Raw genomic sequence first — 20,270 nt, forward strand, 5'->3', positions numbered from 1 at the left:
CAGTTCAGGCGCGGTCTTTCAATAACCGCGTTCTGGCTTGTTTCAGGGATAATAATTCATCATAACATTGCTGCATGCGGGTGCGGATTTTCCGCAACAACTGAGCACAAGACTGGCTCTGTTTTTCGTTTAACGCATCATCAAACTGTCTCAGAACCCGTGATTCCAGCGCTATCAGTTGCTCAACAAACACCTGCTCACTGTTTGCAGAAAGCTTACTGACTACATGGGTATAGAGTTTTCTCGCTTCGATAAGCAGAGACGTTTCAGTAAAATCACTGTGCTGACCTGCATAAGGCATGAGATCAGTACAGGCTTGTTGCTTCTCTCTTAGTATACGCGAAAACAGGGCGCGGGTACTGTCGCAGCTCACGGCTTTAATTCCGTCACTGTAAAACGTGATACCGCTTTGCAGCACATTGATGAGATATGAAATATTATCAGACGGATAATTAGCAGCAGACACAGCGGATTCCCTTTGTTGCAAAACTCTGTATGGGAATTTGCAGGGATCAGGCCATATGCTGTCTCTGCTAGTGAAAATTTATATTTATGATATGTAAGGACTTTTTTCCAGGTGCTTAAACAGGCAGCGTGTGGAAGAAACGGGTAAATACATCTTTACAATTTGCTCTGTAAAAAAGTAAAAGCCGGCATTGAGAACAATGCCGGCTTTTAAGTGCTGATAACAGTAATTAAAGGTTGTACATTTTCACATCGCCTGCATTACCGGAATAGGTAGATACAGTGAGATCCTGAGTGAAGTACACGAAATGTACCTGAGTCGGATTACCGGTGTCATCGTAAAATACTTCGCCGGCATTACCGGGAATGTATCCGCAGGCGCCACTGTAGTAGTAAGCGTTCCAGCCAGTCACCAGGGGACTGTTGTAGCTGGCCAGCGCATTCACCGGTTCCGGGCTGCTGTAAACTTTGTTCCACAGGTCCACACAGCCGGCGGTGTCCGCAGTGCTACCCTGAGCCCAGCCATCGGATGTGAAATCTACAGATTGTCCGCCGATATTTATCGGCGTTGTCTGGCGAATCTGATATTTGGCCTGTAACAGCGTAATGCCTGACTTGAATGCGCCCATCTGACCCTGAGTGACGGCATTGGTGGCATCTTCAGATAAATCAATAAAACGGGGAGCAGCTGTTACTGCCAGCACGCCAAGAATGACAATGACGATGACCAGTTCGATTAATGTAAAGCCTGCAGAATATTTAATAGTTTTCATCATGGTATAAGGTTCTTATTAACGACATGATGAGAATAGAGGAAAGGAACGTTTGCGCCAATAAAGAAACGCCTGAAACGGGTATTTCAGGCGTTTATCAGGTATAGAGCAGAATCAGTAAATGGCTGCCCCGGCGATGCTTACAATTCAGATATCAGGCAGGTTTGTTTGCCAGCAGTTCACTGACGGTGAACGCTTTTTTACCCAGAGTTGCCGCATCATTGCTCATTCTAACCATGATTGAAAAATACACGTCTTCCATGGTCTGTGTTTCAACGGTCATCTCTGTGGTTTGCGCCGGGAATGGCTGGGCTACGCCGGAACAGCCTGACATTGTGCATTGTTCTTCCTGCAGTACAGGGATTTGAGCAGCACTGGTGTCTTTTACCAGGCGTTTGCCGGTAGTCATTTTGCGTTCAACATCTGTTTTCACGATAGCCAGATACTGATAGCCGGCGGCCTGAGCGATTTCAGCTGCGCGGTATAAAGTGTATTCCTGCACCAGCGCCGCATCGGTGGCTTCTGTGGCGCGGAACATCACCCTGTACTCCGCATCAGACAGTTGAACAGATGAATATCCGTACTGTTTCTCAGATTTTGCCGCCTTATATGGCGTTGGCGCTGAGTCCGGAACACTGCTGCAGGCACTGAGAATCAGCACACTTGCTGTTAAAACCGGTAAAAATACGTTGCGCGTTTTAATCATTAATCCTGATGCAAAACCTGACATAAGGTGTCCTTATCCTAAAAAATTGAAAACTGCCGTGCGGGCAAAAGCAAACAGGGCTTGCCGGCGCTTGCCGGGTGGATCATCACTGGTTGCACCTTTCCAGGCACCGGCACCGAAACAGGTAAGCAGGGTTTCGGGGCGGGCAACAAAAAGTCTTGCTGTCACTTTAGCATGGTTCACTGCAACCGCACTTTCATATTGCGATATTTCGTAGTTTTCCTGCGCCTTGTCACGGGCGCGGAGTGCCGAACTTAAAAACAGGTTCATGATTTTGTTTCCTCCTGTTTTTCCTCTTTGTTCACACCAACAGCCTGCAACAGCGTTCTGACTGCAGGCATCAGCGAAATATAGCGGTAAGCATTTCTGGCTATCGCAAATGCAGCCACCGCCAGAGCGAGATTAAGCACAAAAACAATCAGTGCTGTTACGCCGTTGTGAACGTTGAAATGATGCAATGTGATGGCAATACCGATATTGGCGATAAGCCAGCAGAAGCAGGCAAACACGAATGACGCCAGAATTGATATGCCGGTAACTACCACTGATTGCCTGGCAACATTCACTTCGGCTGCGGTAAGTTCCGTCAGTGCTATCAATTCCTGTTGCTTTTGGAACAGCACCCATTGCGCATTGGTTATCATGTCGTCGAGCGAAGGATCAGACTCATCGGAAGTCTCAGTTTCTTCGTTGCCTGCGTCTTCAGTATAAGGATCCTGACGGCCTTCCGGGAATTCTGAGCGGGAAGGAGAAAAACCCCGGTCAGTATCACTGACCGGGGGGTCGTCGGGAATGTGCCCGGTGACCATCTCTTCACCGGGACCAGTCGGCTCCCTGACGCCCATGTTACTTTTTACGTAAAAGTGAAGTAACCAGCATACCTGCAGCAAACGCGATACCTGCAGTGGCTACCGGGTTTTCAATGGCGTACTTACGTACCCCTGAGGCCTTCCACTTCGCATCCATCTGCGCCTTACGTGCTGCCATGTTGTCAGCAGAGTCAGACGCGGTGGAGCGGATATTCTGTTCGGCACGGGCCGCTGATTCAGCCAGCTTATCTACAGACGAGTGCAGAGACGCCTGAGCTTTGTCTGTAAAAGGATGAGTCGAATCAGCCACACCGTTAGATGTCTTTGTTGCTGAAGCTGGTGAAGCGGTTGATGCTGCATTAGCCATAATAATTTCTCCTTTTTGGAATGTTCATAAGGAGTATTGCAAGGCCAATACCACTACGATTGTTTATTACAAGGTGTTGATATTTAATAATTTTTGCTTTTTCGGGGAATTTATAGTGTTTGCCCGTACCTGAGTTTGTTACAGGTTGCCTGTAATAATTGCAGGCAACCTCTTACTAAAACAGCGTGGCAAGATCGTTCCGGTTGACAGGTTTGAGCAATGTGCCGGCGATATCGATGTCTTTTAAGTCATTTTCATCAGGCTCACGGCCACTGACAATGTATATCTTTAAATCTTTATGGTCCTGACGGATGTCACAGGCAAGACTGATCCCGTCAGCATCCGGCAGGGTTAAATCCAGCAGGGCGGCATCGAATGGCTTAATGGCAATGAGGGATTTCGCGTCACGGGCATTATGAGCAACCTCAACACTGTGGCCGAGGTGACTGAGCAACAACTTCATCAGTTCTGCAGCATCGTGGTCATCTTCAACCAGTAATACCTGTTTTCCGTCAGAATCACCGGGTTGATTGTCACTGGTATCTGAAAGCGGGGAAGAGGACTCCGTTTCAGCTGTTTTATAAGGTACAAACTCCAGCGCTTTATTGACATTGGATGCTTCATCTTCTGAAGGCTTTGCCATTCCCGGCGTGCTGATTAGATAACGATCCAGTATTTCGAACAACGCGGGCTTATCGATGGGCTTGCCCAGCACATCATCAAATCCTTCGTCCAGCAGCGACTGTCTCAGGCCTTTTCTGCTGGCGGCGGTAATTGCCACTACGGCGACATTACACTGGTGTTTACGCATGGCTTTAAGGGCATCAATACCGTTCATCACGGGCATGTGTATATCCATCAGCACCAGGTGATAAGGTTTACCCGCTTGTTCAGCCTGCAAAACGGCTTCCAGCGCTTTAACACCGTTCTCAGCATAGGACACAGTTGCATGACACTGACTGACCATGTGACCGGTCAACTTTCTCAGTTCACGTAAGTCGTCGACGATAAGTACCCGGCCTGTGACATGAAGATGGTTCTTGCTGAGTTCATCCGGCGTTGGCGCTGATAACCGGAATACGTCAAAATGCTGTTCGCTGATGTCACCGGGGTCAATGGTGAAAGAGAAAGTACTGCCGCGGCCAAATACTGACTCAACACTGATTTCTCCGCCCATTTTGGACACCAGTTCACGACAAATCGCCAGACCCAGACCCGCGCCGCCATGGTTAGCCCGCATAACATCTTCGATCTGTTCAAAAGGCCGGAAGATGTCATCCAGTTTGTTCGGCGGCATACCGATACCCGAGTCGGTAACCCGGAATAACAGCAATTCTTTATTATCAGATTTTCGTGGAGGCAGAGTTTCTACTGACACCCGGATGGTGCCGGTATCAGTAAACTTAACCGCATTACTGATTAGGTTGATTAATACCTGTCTGAGCCGTGTGGGATCAGCAGTAATAAAATCCGGTATATCGTTTTGCGAAAAGACTTCCATGCAAAGCCCTTTGTCTTTCGCAGCGAGATTCATCAGTGAATGGACGTCTGTGAGAAAGCCGTTGAGATTCACTTCTCTGAGTGAAAGCTCAAGCTTATTGGCCATAATGCGTGACATATCCAGCAAATCGTTCAGCAAACTGAGCAGGTGTTTGCCGTTGGTGTGGATAATCGACAGTTCCTGGTTCATCGGTTCGTTGGCTTCATCGTCAAGCAGCAGCTCGGTGTAGCCCAGAATGGATGTCAGCGGTGTGCGTAATTCATGGCCAAGGTGGGCCAGAAACTTATCTTTTGCTTTATTTTGTTGCTCAACTTTATGACGTTCAATGCGCTCGTTTTCTATCTCGCGACGAACCATGGCATATCGCATAGTCCGCATGAAACGGGGGGATTCAATTTCGCTTTTGTTCAGATAGTCAGCTGCACCGGCACGCATCACCATGTCATCCACCTGACTGTCTGTCTGGCCAGTCAGAATGACAACAGGAACAGTGATACCTGCAGCTTTAAAAGTGGCAAGCACATCAAGCGCGTTTTCTGCCCCTAAAATGTAGTCCAGCAAACAGATATCAAAGGTGCGCTTCTGAAAAGCATCGATGGCGGCTTTGCCGTTTGTCACCCATGTGATGTGGAATTTAGGGTCTTCACACTGGGACATATAGTCGGCGGTGAGGAAATAATCATCCTCATCGTCTTCTACCAGTAAAACCCGAATAACTTCTGCCACGCTCGTTTCCCCGTGCACTATTTATTGCTGCCCACTTTTAATCGTGGGGTAACTCTACAAACTCAATCCAGTAACGTCCTAATGCCCGCATGAGGTCAACCAGACCTTCAAAATTTACCGGCTTGGTAATATATGAAGCGCAGCCGAGATCATAGCCTTTCAGCATGTCTTCTTCCTCTTTCGATGTCGTCAAAATGACCACAGGAATGCCTCTGAGCGACGGATCAGCCTTGATTTCCTGTAAGGCTTCACGGCCGTCCTTCCTGGGCATATTTAAATCCAGAAGAATGAGACTGGGACGGGGCGAGTCTTTCGGATCGGCATATTTTCCTTCACGGCGCAGGTATTCCAGAAGCTCTACACCGTCTTCGACGCAATACAGATTATTCAGTACACGGCTTTCTTTAAGTGCATCGAGGGTAAGCAGACGATCGTCTTCGTCGTCATCTGCCATCAGAATATTTATCGGGGTGGCATGTTTAAGAGACATGTTTTACTACTCCTTCGCTGTTTGTCGCAAACGGTTCGCCATCGACAGGCATCGTAATGACAAAGCGCGATCCTTTGCCCGGTTCACTGAATGCTTTTATAACGCCATTGTGCCGCTCAACAATCCGGCGGCAAACGGCTAGTCCAATGCCCGTTCCTTTGTAGGCACTTCTGCCATGTAAACGCTGGAACGGCGCAAATATTTTTTCAGCAAAAGACTGTTCAAAGCCAATGCCGTTATCTTCAACTGTGATGGTTACCCATTCGTATTCATCTTTCAATAAAATGGGTTCGAGTTCTTCCTCTGCGGATGGGCGGGAATTCAGGGAAATAACCGGTGGTGTGTCTTCGGATCTGAACTTAAGTGCGTTGGACATCAGATTGAGCAACAATTGTTCAATTTGCGTTTTATCGCACTGCACCACCGGCAGGGAGCCTGCATTGATGGTGGCTTTGCATTCTTCTATTGCAATTTCCAGGTCACTGGTGACATTGTCGAGGATCTCAGACAAGGCAACTTTTGAGAAGTCCTTACCTCTTGTGGTCACCCGGGAGAAGGCGAGTAAGTCACTGATTAACATCGACATGCGTTCAGCTGCATTGAGCATGCGCTGCAGAAAGTCTCTTCCCCGTTCATCCATCACGTCAGCATAGCCAGCTTCCAGACGGTTACCGAAAGCGCGAATCTTCCTTAACGGTTCCTGCAAGTCATGGGAGGCGACGAAAGCGAAATCTTCCAGTTCGCGATTGCTCCGGGATAGCTCATCTGCATACAGTTTGAGTTCCTGCGTGCGACCCTCAATTTTATCTTCCAGTTCTTCGTTGTATTCTTCCAGATCCCGCTGATGCTTAACGGTTTCCCGCAAGTTAAGGCGCAATAAGATAAGAATAGCGATAATCAGTAAACCGGTAGTAATACCGGAAATAATGAGGGTCGTTACCGAGTCTGAACGCAGGCGCATCAGGCTGTCGAGGTGCTTGACCTGTGCCTCTCTTTCCGTGGCATCCACCCTGTCATAACGTAAATCGAATTCATCGTATAAGCTCAGGCCCAAATCGGTATTCACCAGAGACAGTGCTTCGGAGTATTCACCGGCACGGGTAAGCTCTACAGTTTTGATAAGCTCGTTAATTTTCGCCTTACTCAAATCGATTAAATCTTCGATATTATCTTCCTGTTCGGGAAGATCCGATTCCACAGATGCGGCTTCAACTTCTTCAAGCAGTTCATTGAGCTTGTTCAGGGTGATGGTGTAATCGGTGAGGTAGGCTTCATCTTTGGTTAGCAGGTAACCCCGTTGCCCGGATTCAGCACGAAGTACAGCCATGTGAAGTTTATTGATAGCATTGATCACGCGGTTAGTACTGAACAGCCTGCTCTCAAGAGAGGCAAGCTCATCCAGTGTACTGACAACGTAAAATGCATTTCCGGTAATAATAACAATGACCACGGTAACCAGCGTGATCCAACTGTAAGCAGATTGAACAACTTTATTCAGCATACATTATTATTCCGCCGTGCCGCTGGCCAGTTCATCCATCATTTCTGTCAGGGCGTGGCTGCAATCTTTTGTGCTTACGATAATTTTATCCAGCGCTTCCTGCGCTTTTTCTACCGGAATATCGCCGTTCAGCGCCATCTTTACCAGTTCGGCCTGCATCGAGATGCGGTTGAGCGGTTTTCTTGCATCATGTACCCACTTTGCAATTACCGCCAGCTTTTCATCAGTCATGGATCCTTTCCTCAGGACTCGTCTTTGCTCAAATCACCGTATGCGTGCAAACGGTTATAGAGTGTTTTGGTACTGATCCCCAGCATCTCTGCTGCCAGTGTTTTATTACCGTTCACTTTCTCGAGAGTGGCATAGATTAGTTCTTTTTCCACATCCTCAATGGTCCGTCCGGCTTCCAGCGCCGTCGTCGTCGATTGTTTTTTCGCGAAAGGAGATTCAATTGTTTTCGGTAATTCTATGTTGGTTTTATCCGGGTCACTCATGATGGCAGCACGATGCACAAAGTGACGCAGTTCACGTACGTTACCCGGCCAGTCGTAAGCAGTGAGGGTATCGAGCTGGGCTTCATCCCATTCAAAACGGGTATCATTTTCTTTATTGAATTCTTCAATAAATTGCATGGCCAGAAGCGGAATATCTTCCTTGCGTTCCCGCAATGGCGGGATCGTAATGGGAAACACGGCGAGACGAAAATAGATGTCTTCCCGTAATACTTTGCTTTCAGCAATTTCTTCCATCCGGCGGTTTGTCGCTGATACGACGCGGCAGTTTACCGGAATGGTTTTGGTTCCGCCCACGCGGATGACCACTTTATTTTCCAGTACCCGTAACAGGTTAGGCTGCATATCGATAGGCATTTCAGTGATTTCATCTAAAAACAGCGTACCGCTTTCAGCCTGTTCAAATACCCCTTCCTTACGATTCACCGCGCCGGTAAAAGCACCTTTTTCGTGACCAAATAATTCACTGCCGATCAATTCTTTAGAAAACGCACCACAGTTGGTGGCGATGTACGGGCCGGTCACATCAGAGGCCTGATGAATTGAGGCGGCAACCACTTCTTTACCCACGCCGCTTTCACCCAGCAACATGACGTTTGCGCTCGTGCGGCTTACCCGTTCAATAAGTTTATACAGTTCTTTCATTGGCGCTGATTCACCAATGAGATGACCGAAATACTTCTTAATTTTATTACCACCGGAAGCCGGTTTTTCTTTTTTACCGGACAGGGCTGCTTCGATGTCTTCCCGCTGTATGGGCTTGACCAGATAATCGATATTCGGCCCGCACAGGCCCTTGATAATGCCGCGGACAGAAGGATGGCCGGTAATTAACGTCACTTTGGGACGTTTGGGCAGGGCATCGAGTTCTTCAAAAAGGTGGACGCCGCTACCGTCGGGGAGCATGAAATCCAGCAGAACATGGTCGAAGGTTTCTTTTTCCAGCCATTCCCTGGCTTCGGCAAGGTTGCCTGCGGTCAGAATGTCATGACCCAAAAATTCGATAATTGTGCAAGCTACCTCGGTAAACTCAGGGTCGTCATCCACAAGTAAAACAGTCAGCACTGTGTTAGTCCTTTAGTAAAAATTATTGTCGCAATGTACGTTTTACAGGGTGTCTGCGGATTAAGATCACGCATTATTTTATAATTATAAATTCAGTGACCGCCGGCGTGAGTACGGCTTTGCGGTGATGTCAGGGAAGTACCGTCCTGCATCACAGAAAGGATGTCTTTTGCCGGCATGGGTTTGCCGTAAAGATAACCTTGTGCGATGTGACAGTCCAGCCGGGTCAACAGGCTGGCTTGTTGCTGTGTTTCTACACCTTCGGCGATCACATCGATCCCCAGGTTACGGCATAAAGACACAATGCCTTCCACTATTTTTGCGTCACGGTTTCCTTCAGCCAGACCACGAATAAAGGACTGGTCAAGTTTGACAGTATGAATATCCAGTTCCCGCAAGTAGGCAAATGAACTCATGCCGGTACCAAAGTCGTCAATCGAGGTGGCAATGCCCATTTCTCTGAAATCTGACAATACACGGCGGCTTACCGCGATGTCCACCATCGTTGCGCTTTCAGTGAGTTCAAACTCCAGCAAGGCCGGTTTAATACCTGACTTTTCCAGCAAACTACGGACAAAGGGGATGAATGCGCTGTCCATTAAATTATAAGCAGACAGATTGACAGAAACAGGTAATTCAAACCCGTAGGATGACCAGGTTTTGATCTGAGTGACCGCCATTTCCACCGTGTAACGGGTAAAAGCATGAATAATGCCGCTTTGTTCGACCAAATCAATGAATAACGAAGGTTGCAGCAGTCCTTCTTCAGGATGCTGCCACCGTACAATGGCTTCGGCGCCTGCCAGCCTGCCACTGCCAATTTCTACTTTGGGCTGATAATGCAGTACAAATTCTTTATTGTTTAATGCAGAGCGAAGCTGACTGCGCAACGTCACTTTAATGGTGCTGTTATATGCCAGTCTTTCATTATAAATTTGCACGCCAAGACGCAGTTTTTTTGCCCTGTGCATGGCGTTTTCAGCATTTCTGATCAGCATTTCGTGGTGATGACCATGCTCAGGGAAACAGGCAACACCAATACTGCAACTGACCTCAAATGCACTGTTTCCGATAAATAACGGCTCGCGGCAATCGTACAGCAGGGTAAACGCGCGGCTGAGCACATCGTCTGCCGGCAGGTCAGGGTGCCAGATAACAAATTCATCACTACGGTAGCGATATACCTTGACGCCTTTTCCGGCAATATTTTTTAACCGCTGTGAAAAAGCAAACAACATTCTGTCACCCATCGCGTGTCCCAGCGCATCATTTATTTCTCTGAATCGGTCGAGATCAAGAAAAAACAACGCGCCATGGGTTGAGTTGAAGGTATCACCGGACAGCAGCGCATTGCGGTTGGGAAGTTTGGTCAGTGCATCTTCAAGAGCCAGTCGCTCCAGCGTGTTGTTAGCCTGCTCAAAGCGGCGGGCAATAAAGGCGGACATCAGCAGGGCAGCCCACACTGCAACCCAAAACGTAATAAAGCCGGCGACAGAAAGGGTGTTGACTATCTGTGAGGATATCTCAGTGAGATCTTTTGTGCGCCAGATAACGGTTAACGGGGCTCCATCTGCGGTTGAAGGCAGTTCACGGATATAAAGACGCAGGTTATTAAATTCTGTGACCGGCTCGCCTGAGTTTGCCGTCAGTGTGTCGGGAAGGTCAACTATGCCGGACTTTTGATACAAGATTACCGGACCCCGTTTCACCATCATTACCGCATCAGGCATCAATCTTTTGTTAATGGCCGGCTGACTGGCAAGGGTGCTGATAAAAGGCATCTGGCTGTCGAAATACTGTTTTTCAAAATCGGTTTCAAGCTCAATCAGAATGCCATGGCCGAGGTAGCACAATACGCCTATCAGCAGCATAGATAAGCCTGTGGAGCCTGCCAGCAACCGCTTGCGCAAGCTGGCTTTATTATGTTGAATTTCGACTCTATGCGGCATTGATTGTGGTATCCGCTTTGGAAGGCTGAATCTCAGGTGCAGACCCTGTGGTTCCGGAATAACAATAAATGATGGTATGTGGCACGGGTCCCTCCTTTGTTATTATTTTATACGGGACCTGTTTGTTATACCTGCTTACGCTTTTTGGGGCAACTTTTGCGCCCGATTTGCGTGCTGTTTAACGAATTAAAAAGCCTTCCGCTTCTGCTGTGGGAAGATTCATTGACTGATAGCGCAGTTCGCCAATAAAAGCACGGGCAGCGGGTCCGAGACGGTCTCCGTCTTCAAAACAAAGATACAACAGGCCTTTACGTATACCGCTGGTCTCCATCGGAAGTGGTTTCAACAGTCCCTGATTGAGCTGTGGCTTGATAATAGCCAGTGGCAGCCATGCGAAACCCAGACCTTTGCATATAATGTCGATTGATGTACGTACGTGGCTTACTGTCCAGCGTTGGTCGGCACCCAGCCAGCCGGATTCGGCTTTGCGTTCTGCCGACGAATCACGCACCACTATCTGACGGTGAGATTTTAAATCTTCTACGGTTAAAGCACGTTCAAGCTGATGCAGCGGATGGTCCGGGTGGGCAACGGCAACAAATTCGATTTCGCATAAATCTTCGCTGAAACCGTTTTTAACTGCAAAAGGTGAGATAGCAATATCTACTTCAGCAGCTTTTAAAAGTGAATTTGCACCATTAAGTACGGTTTCCATCAGTTCTATCCGTAAAAGGGGATATTCCTGAGAGACTTTATTTAAAACATTATATAAAAGCGTAGGCGGGAAAATAATATCAACAGCAATGCGTAATTGCGTCTCGGTACCACTTTGCAGGTTCGTTGCAACGGCTTCCAGTTTGTGCGCTTCATCAAGGAGAAAATTAGCACGGCGCAGCATCAAATCACCGGCCTCTGTTAATTTAACTTTTCGCCCGTCATTTTCAAATAAAGTAATGCCAAGGGCTGTTTCCAGTTTTTGAACGGCGTGATGCACACTCGACTGACTTTTATGTACCAGCTGTGCTGCCTGATTAAAGCCACCTGCATCCACGACGGCTTTAAACATCCGCCACTGCTCTAACGTTGCTTTCAACATAATTTTCCGTGTCTGTCTTTAATCAACCACTAAGGTAACTTTGCTTCTGTTTCTGATAATCAGTTTACCTCAGAGCGCACGCTGGTAAAACACGAAAGCATAAAACCTTATCAGCCGGTTGCGCCGGTCTGTCATTCAGGGAAGTGTTTACAAATATCTATAACAGGACAGGTGATCACAGAGACATTTTCGTATCCCATCAATGCAAGTTGTTCTGCAGCCAGTTTGGCACGGACCCCTGATGCGCAATGTAAATAAACCGGTTTGGTGGCGTCAGGGAACTTTTCGGCCATCTTCATCTCTAATACCCCCCTGGGGAAATTGATAGCGCTTTCAGACGGCTGGTTCTGACATTCACCCGGCTCACGAACGTCAATCAATACGCCGTCATTGCCGGCGCATTCCGACGCTGCCTCTTGAGCGGTGATAATTCGTAAGGGCAGGGTGATAGAAGCAATGCGTTCCTGAATCGTCTTCAGCATGGTTATTCTCCGGAAATGGTCGGGTCATGACAGTCATGTCCCCCGAGAGTGATAAAATTTTACAATATAAGCTAAATTTAATATAGCTTGCGGTAAATAAACAGTGGTAATACCTTGGAACGCATGTTATTTACGATGAACATTGTTGATAAGTGAGAATCATTTACGCTTTAATACCCACAAATAAATAATAAAGAAGTACTACTAATGACAGCGACTGCAAATAACATTGACACAGAAGAATTATTATCCCATGCCTCCGAGGCAGAGCGATATTTAAAGCAATTAGCGAACAAAACCCGCCTTATGGTGTTGTGTTCTCTGCTAAATGATGAATTTTCTGTATCTGATTTACTGACCCGGATTCCGGTAACTCAGCCGGTACTTTCTCAACATCTGGCACTTTTACGTGAGGCCAACATGGTGGCCACCCGTCGTGACGGGCAAACAATTTACTATAGTCTTGCTGACGACAGAGTGAAGCAGACTATAGGCCTGCTTTATGGTTTCTTCTGTGCTGCAGAGTGACATCTCCGGTTCTTATTGAATTAAGGCGGCTGCTGCCGCCTTTATTATTTTCGATCTGTCATTAAAGGTTTACTTGCCAGAGACGCAAGGTAGTCGGCGTCATCAAGGCGGTCATCATCCACTTCCGGTAATGTCATCAGGTCATCATGACTGACGTTCACATGAATCTTATGCGTCGACCAGTCGATGTCTTTTATCAGCGCGGGAGCGAGCGCAATTTTTTTCCCGCCGGGCAGCCAGTTTCGTGTATCAATAATGAAAAGCTGAATGGCCCAGTTGCGTTTGTCGATGACAAAATCACATACGTGACCTGTGTCCTCGCCCTGCGCACTGATATCGTACCCGTTTACTTCGTCGCAGGACCGTAAGTGATTTTCAGGCTTGCTTTCAAGGCTGTCCATGTCGTCCTGCATACTTTGCTGATCAACAAGCTCTGTAGGATGTGAGAAGTCGCCCCAGGCACCCGGTCCCGTCCAGTAATAGCCGTAACCGAAATATTTAAATAAGATTTCTTCGTATTCCCGCGATAACGGTTTGTGGTCGTCGATGGACGGACTTTCTTTCAAAGCATCTTTGGTCATAGACACATAGAGTTTTTCTTCTGTGTCATTCACCTCAGTAAGTGAAATGGGGGAGAGTACAACTTTGCGGCCAAGGGGCAGCCACTTGTGTGTATCGGCCACAAAATAGCGGATAACGAAATCCTGATCATCAAACAAAACATCTTTGCACTGACCAATGTCGCCGTCAGTGGCATGAATTCCGAATTTTGTCAGGGTATTAAAAGCAATCATCTTTTTGTCCTTTTTGCCTGCTTAAACCATAAGCGCAGTGAAATCCCGGTCTTACAAGTACTGAGATTGCACGGGTATACATGCTGTTTCGTACAGGCAATCTAAAAAGATCACAAAAAGCTGCGGGAAAAAGTAAAAAGTTAAGGCGTGAATAAAACAGCAAAACCTGACCGGTTCCGTGAAAGAAACCGGGCAGGTTCATAAAGATGACTGTGAAGATGAATCAGGCGACGTCGAATGTTTCGTCTGAGTAGTCATCATCAAATTCGGCCGCGTTGCTGGCCGAACTGTGTAACGTGTAGAAGTTACGTTTTCCACGGGCTAGGTGTACGTACTTTTGCCACGCTTTTTCCAGTCCGTTCTCAGCCGGAACAGTACCGGAAATGAAAGCGACAAAGTGTTTTTCATCAGCGGATTCAGGTTGTATTGTGCCTGATTCCAGATCACACAAAGTTTTACCGTAACGTGTCAGCAAGTCGGCCTCTGGTATACTGAAGTCTCCGGATTTTTTAAAACCGTACGGAAATTTTACCCTGTCGATGAAGGGCTTTGGAGCTGGTCGGATATCAAACGTTTTCATGGCGAAGTCTCGAAAAGGAGTAAACTCAGCAGACTTTTAAATCAATAAAAACATCATGGGAAACAAATTTTTTTTACCTTTAAGATAAATAATTTTGAATGTGCTTTTGTCAGGACGACAAGCACCGTGAGCAGTCCGGCAAACGGGCTCAACGGGGAAATTAGCCCTTTAACGCTACACTATTGAGGTAGCTAATGAATAGAGAGTGGTTGATTTTTGTTCAGTGAAATTATTCATCGTCACGATGATTAATTTTTGTTTCCCATTTTTGTCAGCACACTGATAATGGAGATGTGGCAATAACTATGAGACAGCAATGAGTAAAGACTATCGTTACCAGCGTGAAGAATGGGACTCGGTAGAAGATGGTGACCTTCACGGCAAAAAAAGCCAGGACCGTCGTCATCAGGTGAAAACTAAGCAAAAGCGTGACGTTCAGCGTCGCGAAAAACAGCGAAGGCTTCACCAGGAAAGTTACTGATAACACGCGATTAATGTTATCTGAGCAGCGCATCAGTTTTCTGATGCGTTGTGTACATTTTTGTTTTACAACCATAGAAAGCTGTGAGACCGTATACCCTGTAACGTGACTCGCTGTGTAGCATCTATGGATATCCGCTTTTTATCTACCTTTCTTGAAGTTGTTAAGACCCGGCATTTTGGTAAAGCCGCAGAGAATCTTTATCTGACGCAATCTGCTGTCAGCGCCAGAATTAAATTGCTGGAAGAGTATTTTCAGACCACTTTATTTATACGCCACCGCAACAGTATTCAATTGACGCAGGCTGGTGAGAAACTCCTTCCTTTCGCGCATCAACTGACTGATACGCTAAAAGACGCCAAACGGGAACTGCAAGCTGAATCCGGCGAATTTGTGGTATGTGCCGCCACTCAACTGGCCAGTGAAATGGGGTTTACCTCTGTGCTGGGGAAAGTTCATCAGGCATTTCCTGACTGGTCTGTAAAAGCCGAAGTGCTTACGCTGGACAGCTTATCCCGACAGCTTCATGAAAGAACCATCGACATTGCATTGTCTTCTGAACCGCTGAAGTCTGAAGAAATACTGAGTACCGAGTTGTTGTGTGAACCCCTTGCTATGTTTGCTTATGGTACTGAAGCAGAAGAGCCTGCGCCGAACACCTATGTGTCTGTAGAGTGGGGCAGCAAAGTCAGGGATAAGTTACAGCAAATCAGTCCTCAGCTCCGGGATGCCAGACTCAGTACAAATTCTCTCCGGCTGGCTGCCAGCAGCCTTACTGAAGAAGGCGGCTTTGCGTTGTTACCGGAATCGGTTGCAAAAAAACTGTTACCGGCCGGGGAACTCCGTTGTGTCAGTACCTTTGAGGATCTCTCTGCGACGGTTTATCTTAATACAATGAAATCGGTTAAACGTCCCGGGCTACCCGCACTGCTCGATTTACTCACATCCGCTCAAGTGTGATATTACCGGTATTGTCCGGTCACTCACTTCCTTAATTACACCGTCAGACTGGCGTAATACCAGTCTGAATCTGGAATTTAATTCTGTTTGGGTTATGATACCTGCATGCGGTTAAACTTTCGCCAGACTGGCGGATGAAAAGTTTACCGTTTATCTCTGTGTCTGACGGATTTAGCACAGATGGGAACCAAATCACTAATAATACTGTATTGACTGACAGAATATGCGGCCATGGAAGGAGTAAAAGCATGCGTTGTCTGAAAATATGGGGTCTGGTAATCGCGTGTTTGACCTCATGGGCGGTAACAGCCTCAGTTGAAACTGTCTCTGCGGAACCAGTTCCGGCGAAATATTTCTCATCTGTTACCAGTGCGGTACAGGTACAGCCCGACAACGGCGAAGCGTTCAATTCTGTTGCTCAGGGCGCGATAACGTTCACTCTGGAAAATGGCCTCAACGTGGTCATGCTGCCCATGGATACTACAGCCGCCGTCACCTTGCATTTGCAGTTTGATACCAACCGGTATCCTGATAAACCTTTGCCAGGATTACCTGCGCTGGCTTTCGACGTACTGGCAGCAAATCCTGCTCTGTCAGATTTTAACGGTGATCTCCGGCTGGTCAGCGGCGCCCGTACCAGTCAGGTGAGCGTGGATACGTCCGGCGAAAGAGCTGTGGAAGCGGCTAATGTGCTGGCACAGGCTGTACGCTATAACGGTATTGATGAAGACATTCTGGCAAGAACAAAAGCAGAACACTGGCGGAACTATGAAATTGCCGGTTTGCAAAAAGCTACCGGTATTAAGACCGGTAATATAAGCCGCGGGACAGTGCAACCGGAAGCGGCTTCATTTTTGAACATCACCGGCGATGATATCCGCAACTATGTGACTGACACACTGGTGGCCAGCCGCGCCAGACTCTTTGTGGCAGGTGATTTTATGCCGGGTAAACTGGAACAGGCCATACGACAGGCATTTGCCGGCATGCCGGCAGGAAACGCAGGTGCGTCCGCCGGTGAAAACCGCTATGCCGGCTACACGTTAGTTCACCGTGAAGTGGCAACGCCGGCCAGCCGGGTAACAGCAGCTTTTGCGCCGGAAAAACGCTTAACGGCAGGGGATAAACCTGCTTCCAGTTTTGTGTTGATGCAACACCAGCGCGGTGAATTAATTAATCAGTTAGCAAATCTTTACGCTTTTGACTTGCAGGAAAGAAGTCTGACCCAATATATCAGCTATATTCATCAAAGATCAGTCGTCCGGTCTGGCAATACTGTGGAGAGAAATCCCATGGCAGATTCATTATCATCGGGTAACGGAAAGCCGGAATATCAAACACAGGATGATAAGCCGGACGCTGAAAAATTTAAGTCAGATAACCGCTTGCCGGTTCTGTAAGGAAATGTATGTCTTTATCTCACCCTCTACTGGAAGTCAGTGCTGAAAAACGCCTGCAGGCCACCGTTGAATCCGTCATTGAACATGGCGAGGTGTGGATCTTAAAAGATGACGATGGTTGTGTGATGCTCACTTCTGATGAAGAAGACGGTGTGCCGGTATGGCCTGATGAGGCGCTGGCTGCGCTCTGGGCTACGGATGAATGGTCTCACTGTGAGCCGTTACGCATTTCCCTGCAGGACTGGATGCAAAAGTGGACACCGGGCCTGTTGAAAGACGCGCTGGTGGTCATGGTTTGCCCGGTACCGGGCGAAGAAGGCGAGATTATTGAGCCGGACGTCATGGCAGAGAAAATTCTCGCCGCAAAAGGCTGATCGCAGTTGCTGCCTCTTACGTTAAAACCGTATCAGAAATGAATAAAAGGAGCAGCGCATGTTATTGCAACAACCCACAATGCAGGATCTGTTCGCTCAACTGGGTCTGGACAACAGCGATGAAGCGATGGAAAGTTTTGTCGAAAAACACCGGGGTTTGAACGACAGCAGACACATTGAAGATGCACCTTTCTGGAATGATGCACAGGCTACATTCTTGAGAAGTGCGTTGCTGGAGGATGCTGAATGGGTCGAAATCATCGATCAACTGAATGCTGAATTGCATCATTAAATAAAGTCACGCCCTGCATCTGACAGGGCGTTATTTTTTTGCTCTTCCCTGATACATTTTCTCACACTCTTTAGCGTGTCAACGCGAACCAGAGTGCTTTTGCAATTTCCATTCTGACGTCTGCCGGGTAAACTAAGGGCGTAGAATAACGACGGAAAAAAGCAAAGGAATCAAGATGTCCCGAAAAACAATCATTGCTGCGTCAGTAGCATTTTGCTGTGCAGCGCTTCCGGCACTGGCAAAAGAAGGTATGTTTACCCCTGAACAGCTCCCGCAAATAGCCGGTGATCTTAAAAATACCGGTCTGGAGATTTCTCCTGAAACACTCTCTGACTTAACCGGTTTTCCCATGGGCGCGATTGTTTCCCTTGGCGGTTGCTCTGCTTCCTTCGTTTCCGCACAGGGTCTGGCCGTTACCAACCATCACTGTGCCCGGGGCTCAGTGCAGTATAACAGTACACCTGATAACAATTATCTGGAAAACGGTTTTCTGGCAAAGGAACTGGCAGATGAGTTGCCGGCCGCGCCCGGCACGCGCATGTTCGTTACTGTGGATTTTACCGACGTGACCAGTCAGGTGACCGGCATGCTCAGTGAGGATTTACAGGGGCGGGAACGATACGATGCCATTGAGCAAAACCGCAAGGCGATTATTGCTGAATGCGAAGCAGAGCCCGGATACCAATGTTCCGTACCGGCTTTTTTCCAGGGACTGGAATATAAATTAATCAAGCAAATGGAAATACGTGATGTACGCATAGCCTATGCACCGGCGGAGTCTACCGGGACATACGGCGGGGAAATTGATAACTGGATGTGGCCCCGCCACACAGGGGACTTCTCATTTTACCGCGCTTATGTGGGACCGGACGGAAAGCCGGCAGACTACAGTGAAGATAATGTCCCTTATCAGCCTGCACAAATACTGAAGGTCTCTGCAGCCGGACTGGATGACGGCGATTTTGTTATGGCCGCAGGTTATCCCGGTTCGACAAACCGTTATGCCAGACATTCACTGGTTTCCTATACGTTTGACTGGTTGTATCCAACGAACCTTGATTTGGGAGGGCAGTGGGTTGATACCATCAAGGGCGCCTCTGAAGAGGGCAGTGATGCGCGGATAAAATATGATGCCTTACTCGCCAGCCTGAATAACTTCCTGAAAAATATACAGGGACAACTTGAAGGCGCTAAGCGGGTGGGACTGGTTTCGCGCCGCGCCGAAAGGGAAGAGGCTCTGACTTCCTGGCTAACGTCGCAGGGTAAAAATGCCCTGGTTGACAATATCAGTCAACTGGATAGTGTCATGGACGAGCGCATCAGAAACAACAAGCAAAATTTCTGGTATAAAAATTTGTCTCGCGCACAGCTATTGTCAGTGGCGAAACAGCTCTACCGCAATGCAATAGAAAGTGAGAAGCCGGATGCTGAACATCAACCGGGTTTTCAGGATCGGGACCGTTCACGGCTGGAAGAAAGCCTGACACGGGTTGATCGCCGCTTCGATGCCGCTGTTGATAAAGCGGTATGGAAAAAAATGATTTCGCTTTACATGGCTCAACCTGAAGAAGCCAGGGTGAAAGCCTTTGATAATGCAATGGGTCTGAAGGCCGCTGCTGATAAAGGAAACCTGGATGAAGTACTGGATACTTTTTATCGTGAAACTACACTGAAAGATACTGAAATGCGGGTGAACTGGCTTAAGGCCGGTCGCAGTGAATTTGAGAGCAGTAAAGATCCTTTCATTCGTCTTGCTGTGGCGTTGTATGACACCGAAATGCAAATCGAAGATGCCACAAAAGCGCTGCAGGGGCAGTCTGCTGCCTTGCAGCCTTTGTACATGCAAGCCATTATTGACTGGCAGAAATCAAAAGGTAGTCTGGCGTACCCCGATGCCAACAATACACTGAGGGTGACCTATGGAAATGTACTCGGCGGCTCGCCAAAAGACGGCTTAATCTATGAACCGTTTACCCGTCTTGAAGGTATTTTAGAGAAAGACACCGGGGAAAGTCCCTTCAATGCTCCGGCAAAATTGTTGTCGCTGATTGAAGAAAAGCAATACGGACCTTATAAGCTGGATAGTATTAACAGTGTGCCGGTCAATTTCCTTACCGATCTGGATTCCACCGGCGGTAACTCAGGCTCTGCAACGCTGAATGCCAATGCTGAGCTGGTTGGCTTGTTGTTCGACGGTACATTTGAAAGTGTTAACTCAGACTGGGATTTTGATCCCCGTACAACACGTACTATTCATGTTGATGCGCGATACATGCTGTGGGTAATGGAATATGTAGACGGCGCAACCAATCTCATTGATGAAATGACCATCGTGAAATAATTGCCCGTTCTGACTACGTGCGGCCTGTGATTGACAGGCCGTTTTTATTTTAACTTC

At 47.6% G+C, this 20,270-nt stretch carries 23 protein-coding genes; 7 read left to right on the forward strand and 16 right to left on the reverse strand.

The annotated features are described in order from the left end of the window. Positions 1 to 4 precede the first annotated feature (4 nt). From ACXAGC_RS16565 to ACXAGC_RS16630, 14 genes are all read right to left on the reverse strand, one after another. Positions 5 to 466 carry a ferritin family protein gene (locus tag ACXAGC_RS16565; protein WP_474845572.1) on the reverse strand — a complete coding sequence of 154 codons (462 nt, stop codon included), beginning with the start codon at positions 464 to 466 and terminating at the stop codon, positions 5 to 7. 229 nt (positions 467 to 695) lie between these two features. After that, positions 696 to 1,241, reverse strand: coding sequence for a type II secretion system protein (locus ACXAGC_RS16570; RefSeq protein ID WP_474845574.1), 546 nt, complete (start codon positions 1,239 to 1,241; stop codon positions 696 to 698). A gap of 151 nt (positions 1,242 to 1,392) precedes the next feature. Continuing rightward, positions 1,393 to 1,968 carry a CC0125/CC1285 family lipoprotein gene (locus ACXAGC_RS16575; RefSeq protein ID WP_474845576.1) on the reverse strand — a complete coding sequence of 192 codons (576 nt, stop codon included), beginning with the start codon at positions 1,966 to 1,968 and terminating at the stop codon, positions 1,393 to 1,395. A gap of 9 nt (positions 1,969 to 1,977) precedes the next feature. Further along, positions 1,978 to 2,235, reverse strand: coding sequence for a hypothetical protein (locus ACXAGC_RS16580; protein WP_303574544.1), 258 nt, complete (start codon positions 2,233 to 2,235; stop codon positions 1,978 to 1,980). After that, positions 2,232 to 2,810 carry a hypothetical protein gene (locus tag ACXAGC_RS16585; protein ID WP_474845578.1) on the reverse strand — a complete coding sequence of 193 codons (579 nt, stop codon included), beginning with the start codon at positions 2,808 to 2,810 and terminating at the stop codon, positions 2,232 to 2,234. Before ACXAGC_RS16585 ends, ACXAGC_RS16580 begins: the two co-directional genes overlap by 4 nt. 1 nt (position 2,811) lies before the next feature. Continuing rightward, positions 2,812 to 3,141 (reverse strand): DUF883 domain-containing protein, encoded by a 330-nt coding sequence (locus ACXAGC_RS16590; protein ID WP_474845580.1) that lies wholly within the window; start codon positions 3,139 to 3,141, stop codon positions 2,812 to 2,814. A 175-nt stretch (positions 3,142 to 3,316) separates the two neighbouring features. After that, positions 3,317 to 5,368, reverse strand: a complete 2,052-nt coding sequence (locus ACXAGC_RS16595) for a response regulator (RefSeq protein WP_474845582.1) — start codon at positions 5,366 to 5,368, stop codon at positions 3,317 to 3,319. A gap of 37 nt (positions 5,369 to 5,405) precedes the next feature. Beyond that, entirely contained in the window at positions 5,406 to 5,858 is a 453-nt protein-coding gene (locus tag ACXAGC_RS16600) for a response regulator (RefSeq protein ID WP_474845584.1), read from the reverse strand. After that, complete coding sequence (locus ACXAGC_RS16605; RefSeq protein WP_474845586.1) at positions 5,848 to 7,359, reverse strand: sensor histidine kinase; 1,512 nt, start codon at positions 7,357 to 7,359, stop codon at positions 5,848 to 5,850. The genes ACXAGC_RS16600 and ACXAGC_RS16605 overlap by 11 nt, the downstream gene beginning before the upstream one ends. A 6-nt stretch (positions 7,360 to 7,365) precedes the next feature. Then, positions 7,366 to 7,590 carry a histidine kinase dimerization/phospho-acceptor domain-containing protein gene (locus ACXAGC_RS16610; protein WP_119500980.1) on the reverse strand — a complete coding sequence of 75 codons (225 nt, stop codon included), beginning with the start codon at positions 7,588 to 7,590 and terminating at the stop codon, positions 7,366 to 7,368. A gap of 11 nt (positions 7,591 to 7,601) precedes the next feature. Then, a complete protein-coding gene (locus ACXAGC_RS16615) occupies positions 7,602 to 8,936 on the reverse strand; it encodes a sigma-54-dependent transcriptional regulator (RefSeq protein ID WP_303574538.1) in 1,335 nt (444 codons plus the stop codon). Positions 8,937 to 9,028: 92 nt separating this feature from the next. Next, positions 9,029 to 10,885 (reverse strand): putative bifunctional diguanylate cyclase/phosphodiesterase, encoded by a 1,857-nt coding sequence (locus tag ACXAGC_RS16620; protein WP_474845589.1) that lies wholly within the window; start codon positions 10,883 to 10,885, stop codon positions 9,029 to 9,031. A gap of 178 nt (positions 10,886 to 11,063) precedes the next feature. After that, positions 11,064 to 11,981: a LysR family transcriptional regulator gene (locus ACXAGC_RS16625; RefSeq protein ID WP_119500983.1), complete on the reverse strand. Its 918-nt coding sequence runs from the start codon at positions 11,979 to 11,981 to the stop codon at positions 11,064 to 11,066. Between the two features lie 131 nt (positions 11,982 to 12,112). After that, positions 12,113 to 12,463, reverse strand: coding sequence for a rhodanese-like domain-containing protein (locus ACXAGC_RS16630; protein ID WP_474845591.1), 351 nt, complete (start codon positions 12,461 to 12,463; stop codon positions 12,113 to 12,115). A 207-nt stretch (positions 12,464 to 12,670) separates the two neighbouring features. Between ACXAGC_RS16630 and ACXAGC_RS16635 the strand changes: the two genes are divergently transcribed. Then, a complete protein-coding gene (locus tag ACXAGC_RS16635; protein ID WP_119500985.1) occupies positions 12,671 to 12,991 on the forward strand; it encodes an ArsR/SmtB family transcription factor in 321 nt (106 codons plus the stop codon). Between the two features lie 44 nt (positions 12,992 to 13,035). Here the strand turns inward: ACXAGC_RS16635 and ACXAGC_RS16640 are convergent, their stop codons facing one another. Together ACXAGC_RS16640 and ACXAGC_RS16645 are read right to left on the reverse strand one after the other, a co-directional pair. Next, positions 13,036 to 13,785, reverse strand: a complete 750-nt coding sequence (locus ACXAGC_RS16640; RefSeq protein WP_474845593.1) for a PRC-barrel domain containing protein — start codon at positions 13,783 to 13,785, stop codon at positions 13,036 to 13,038. Between the two features lie 223 nt (positions 13,786 to 14,008). Next, positions 14,009 to 14,365, reverse strand: a complete 357-nt coding sequence (locus ACXAGC_RS16645; protein ID WP_303574533.1) for a MaoP family protein — start codon at positions 14,363 to 14,365, stop codon at positions 14,009 to 14,011. Positions 14,366 to 14,681: 316 nt separating this feature from the next. Here ACXAGC_RS16645 and ACXAGC_RS16650 point away from each other — a divergent pair, with 316 nt between their 5' ends. The 6 genes from ACXAGC_RS16650 to ACXAGC_RS16675 all read left to right on the forward strand — a co-directional run bounded on the left by ACXAGC_RS16650 (position 14,682) and on the right by ACXAGC_RS16675 (position 20,213). Beyond that, on the forward strand, positions 14,682 to 14,846 hold the full coding sequence (locus ACXAGC_RS16650) for a hypothetical protein (RefSeq protein WP_474845595.1): 165 nt from the start codon (positions 14,682 to 14,684) through the stop codon (positions 14,844 to 14,846). A 126-nt stretch (positions 14,847 to 14,972) separates the two neighbouring features. Continuing rightward, positions 14,973 to 15,806 (forward strand): LysR family transcriptional regulator, encoded by an 834-nt coding sequence (locus tag ACXAGC_RS16655; RefSeq protein WP_119500988.1) that lies wholly within the window; start codon positions 14,973 to 14,975, stop codon positions 15,804 to 15,806. A 248-nt stretch (positions 15,807 to 16,054) separates the two neighbouring features. Further along, positions 16,055 to 17,206 carry a peptidase M16 family protein gene (locus ACXAGC_RS16660; RefSeq protein WP_474845597.1) on the forward strand — a complete coding sequence of 384 codons (1,152 nt, stop codon included), beginning with the start codon at positions 16,055 to 16,057 and terminating at the stop codon, positions 17,204 to 17,206. 8 nt (positions 17,207 to 17,214) lie between these two features. After that, positions 17,215 to 17,580 (forward strand): DUF2750 domain-containing protein, encoded by a 366-nt coding sequence (locus ACXAGC_RS16665; RefSeq protein WP_474845599.1) that lies wholly within the window; start codon positions 17,215 to 17,217, stop codon positions 17,578 to 17,580. A 58-nt stretch (positions 17,581 to 17,638) separates the two neighbouring features. Then, a complete protein-coding gene (locus ACXAGC_RS16670) occupies positions 17,639 to 17,872 on the forward strand; it encodes a DUF2789 family protein (protein WP_303574528.1) in 234 nt (77 codons plus the stop codon). Between the two features lie 175 nt (positions 17,873 to 18,047). After that, complete coding sequence (locus ACXAGC_RS16675) at positions 18,048 to 20,213, forward strand: S46 family peptidase (protein WP_474845601.1); 2,166 nt, start codon at positions 18,048 to 18,050, stop codon at positions 20,211 to 20,213. Positions 20,214 to 20,270 lie beyond the last annotated feature (57 nt).

The organism is Alteromonas sp. AWJ4_197 (genome assembly GCF_056160285.1).

Excerpts from the sequence above, each read along its gene's own strand:
- ACXAGC_RS16570 (WP_474845574.1), bottom strand. The coding sequence starts at position 1,241 with ATGATGAAAACTATTAAATATTCTGCAGGCTTTACATTAATCGAACTG.
- ACXAGC_RS16575 (WP_474845576.1), bottom strand. The coding sequence starts at position 1,968 with ATGTCAGGTTTTGCATCAGGATTAATGATTAAAACGCGCAACGTATTT.
- ACXAGC_RS16580 (WP_303574544.1), bottom strand. The coding sequence starts at position 2,235 with ATGAACCTGTTTTTAAGTTCGGCACTCCGCGCCCGTGACAAGGCGCAG.
- ACXAGC_RS16585 (WP_474845578.1), bottom strand. The coding sequence starts at position 2,810 with ATGGGCGTCAGGGAGCCGACTGGTCCCGGTGAAGAGATGGTCACCGGG.
- ACXAGC_RS16590 (WP_474845580.1), bottom strand. The coding sequence starts at position 3,141 with ATGGCTAATGCAGCATCAACCGCTTCACCAGCTTCAGCAACAAAGACA.
- ACXAGC_RS16600 (WP_474845584.1), bottom strand. The coding sequence starts at position 5,858 with ATGTCTCTTAAACATGCCACCCCGATAAATATTCTGATGGCAGATGAC.
- ACXAGC_RS16605 (WP_474845586.1), bottom strand. The coding sequence starts at position 7,359 with ATGCTGAATAAAGTTGTTCAATCTGCTTACAGTTGGATCACGCTGGTT.
- ACXAGC_RS16610 (WP_119500980.1), bottom strand. The coding sequence starts at position 7,590 with ATGACTGATGAAAAGCTGGCGGTAATTGCAAAGTGGGTACATGATGCA.
- ACXAGC_RS16620 (WP_474845589.1), bottom strand. The coding sequence starts at position 10,885 with ATGCCGCATAGAGTCGAAATTCAACATAATAAAGCCAGCTTGCGCAAG.
- ACXAGC_RS16625 (WP_119500983.1), bottom strand. The coding sequence starts at position 11,981 with ATGTTGAAAGCAACGTTAGAGCAGTGGCGGATGTTTAAAGCCGTCGTG.
- ACXAGC_RS16630 (WP_474845591.1), bottom strand. The coding sequence starts at position 12,463 with ATGCTGAAGACGATTCAGGAACGCATTGCTTCTATCACCCTGCCCTTA.
- ACXAGC_RS16635 (WP_119500985.1), top strand. The coding sequence starts at position 12,671 with ATGACAGCGACTGCAAATAACATTGACACAGAAGAATTATTATCCCAT.
- ACXAGC_RS16640 (WP_474845593.1), bottom strand. The coding sequence starts at position 13,785 with ATGATTGCTTTTAATACCCTGACAAAATTCGGAATTCATGCCACTGAC.
- ACXAGC_RS16645 (WP_303574533.1), bottom strand. The coding sequence starts at position 14,365 with ATGAAAACGTTTGATATCCGACCAGCTCCAAAGCCCTTCATCGACAGG.
- ACXAGC_RS16650 (WP_474845595.1), top strand. The coding sequence starts at position 14,682 with ATGAGTAAAGACTATCGTTACCAGCGTGAAGAATGGGACTCGGTAGAA.
- ACXAGC_RS16655 (WP_119500988.1), top strand. The coding sequence starts at position 14,973 with ATGGATATCCGCTTTTTATCTACCTTTCTTGAAGTTGTTAAGACCCGG.
- ACXAGC_RS16660 (WP_474845597.1), top strand. The coding sequence starts at position 16,055 with ATGCGTTGTCTGAAAATATGGGGTCTGGTAATCGCGTGTTTGACCTCA.
- ACXAGC_RS16665 (WP_474845599.1), top strand. The coding sequence starts at position 17,215 with ATGTCTTTATCTCACCCTCTACTGGAAGTCAGTGCTGAAAAACGCCTG.
- ACXAGC_RS16670 (WP_303574528.1), top strand. The coding sequence starts at position 17,639 with ATGTTATTGCAACAACCCACAATGCAGGATCTGTTCGCTCAACTGGGT.
- ACXAGC_RS16675 (WP_474845601.1), top strand. The coding sequence starts at position 18,048 with ATGTCCCGAAAAACAATCATTGCTGCGTCAGTAGCATTTTGCTGTGCA.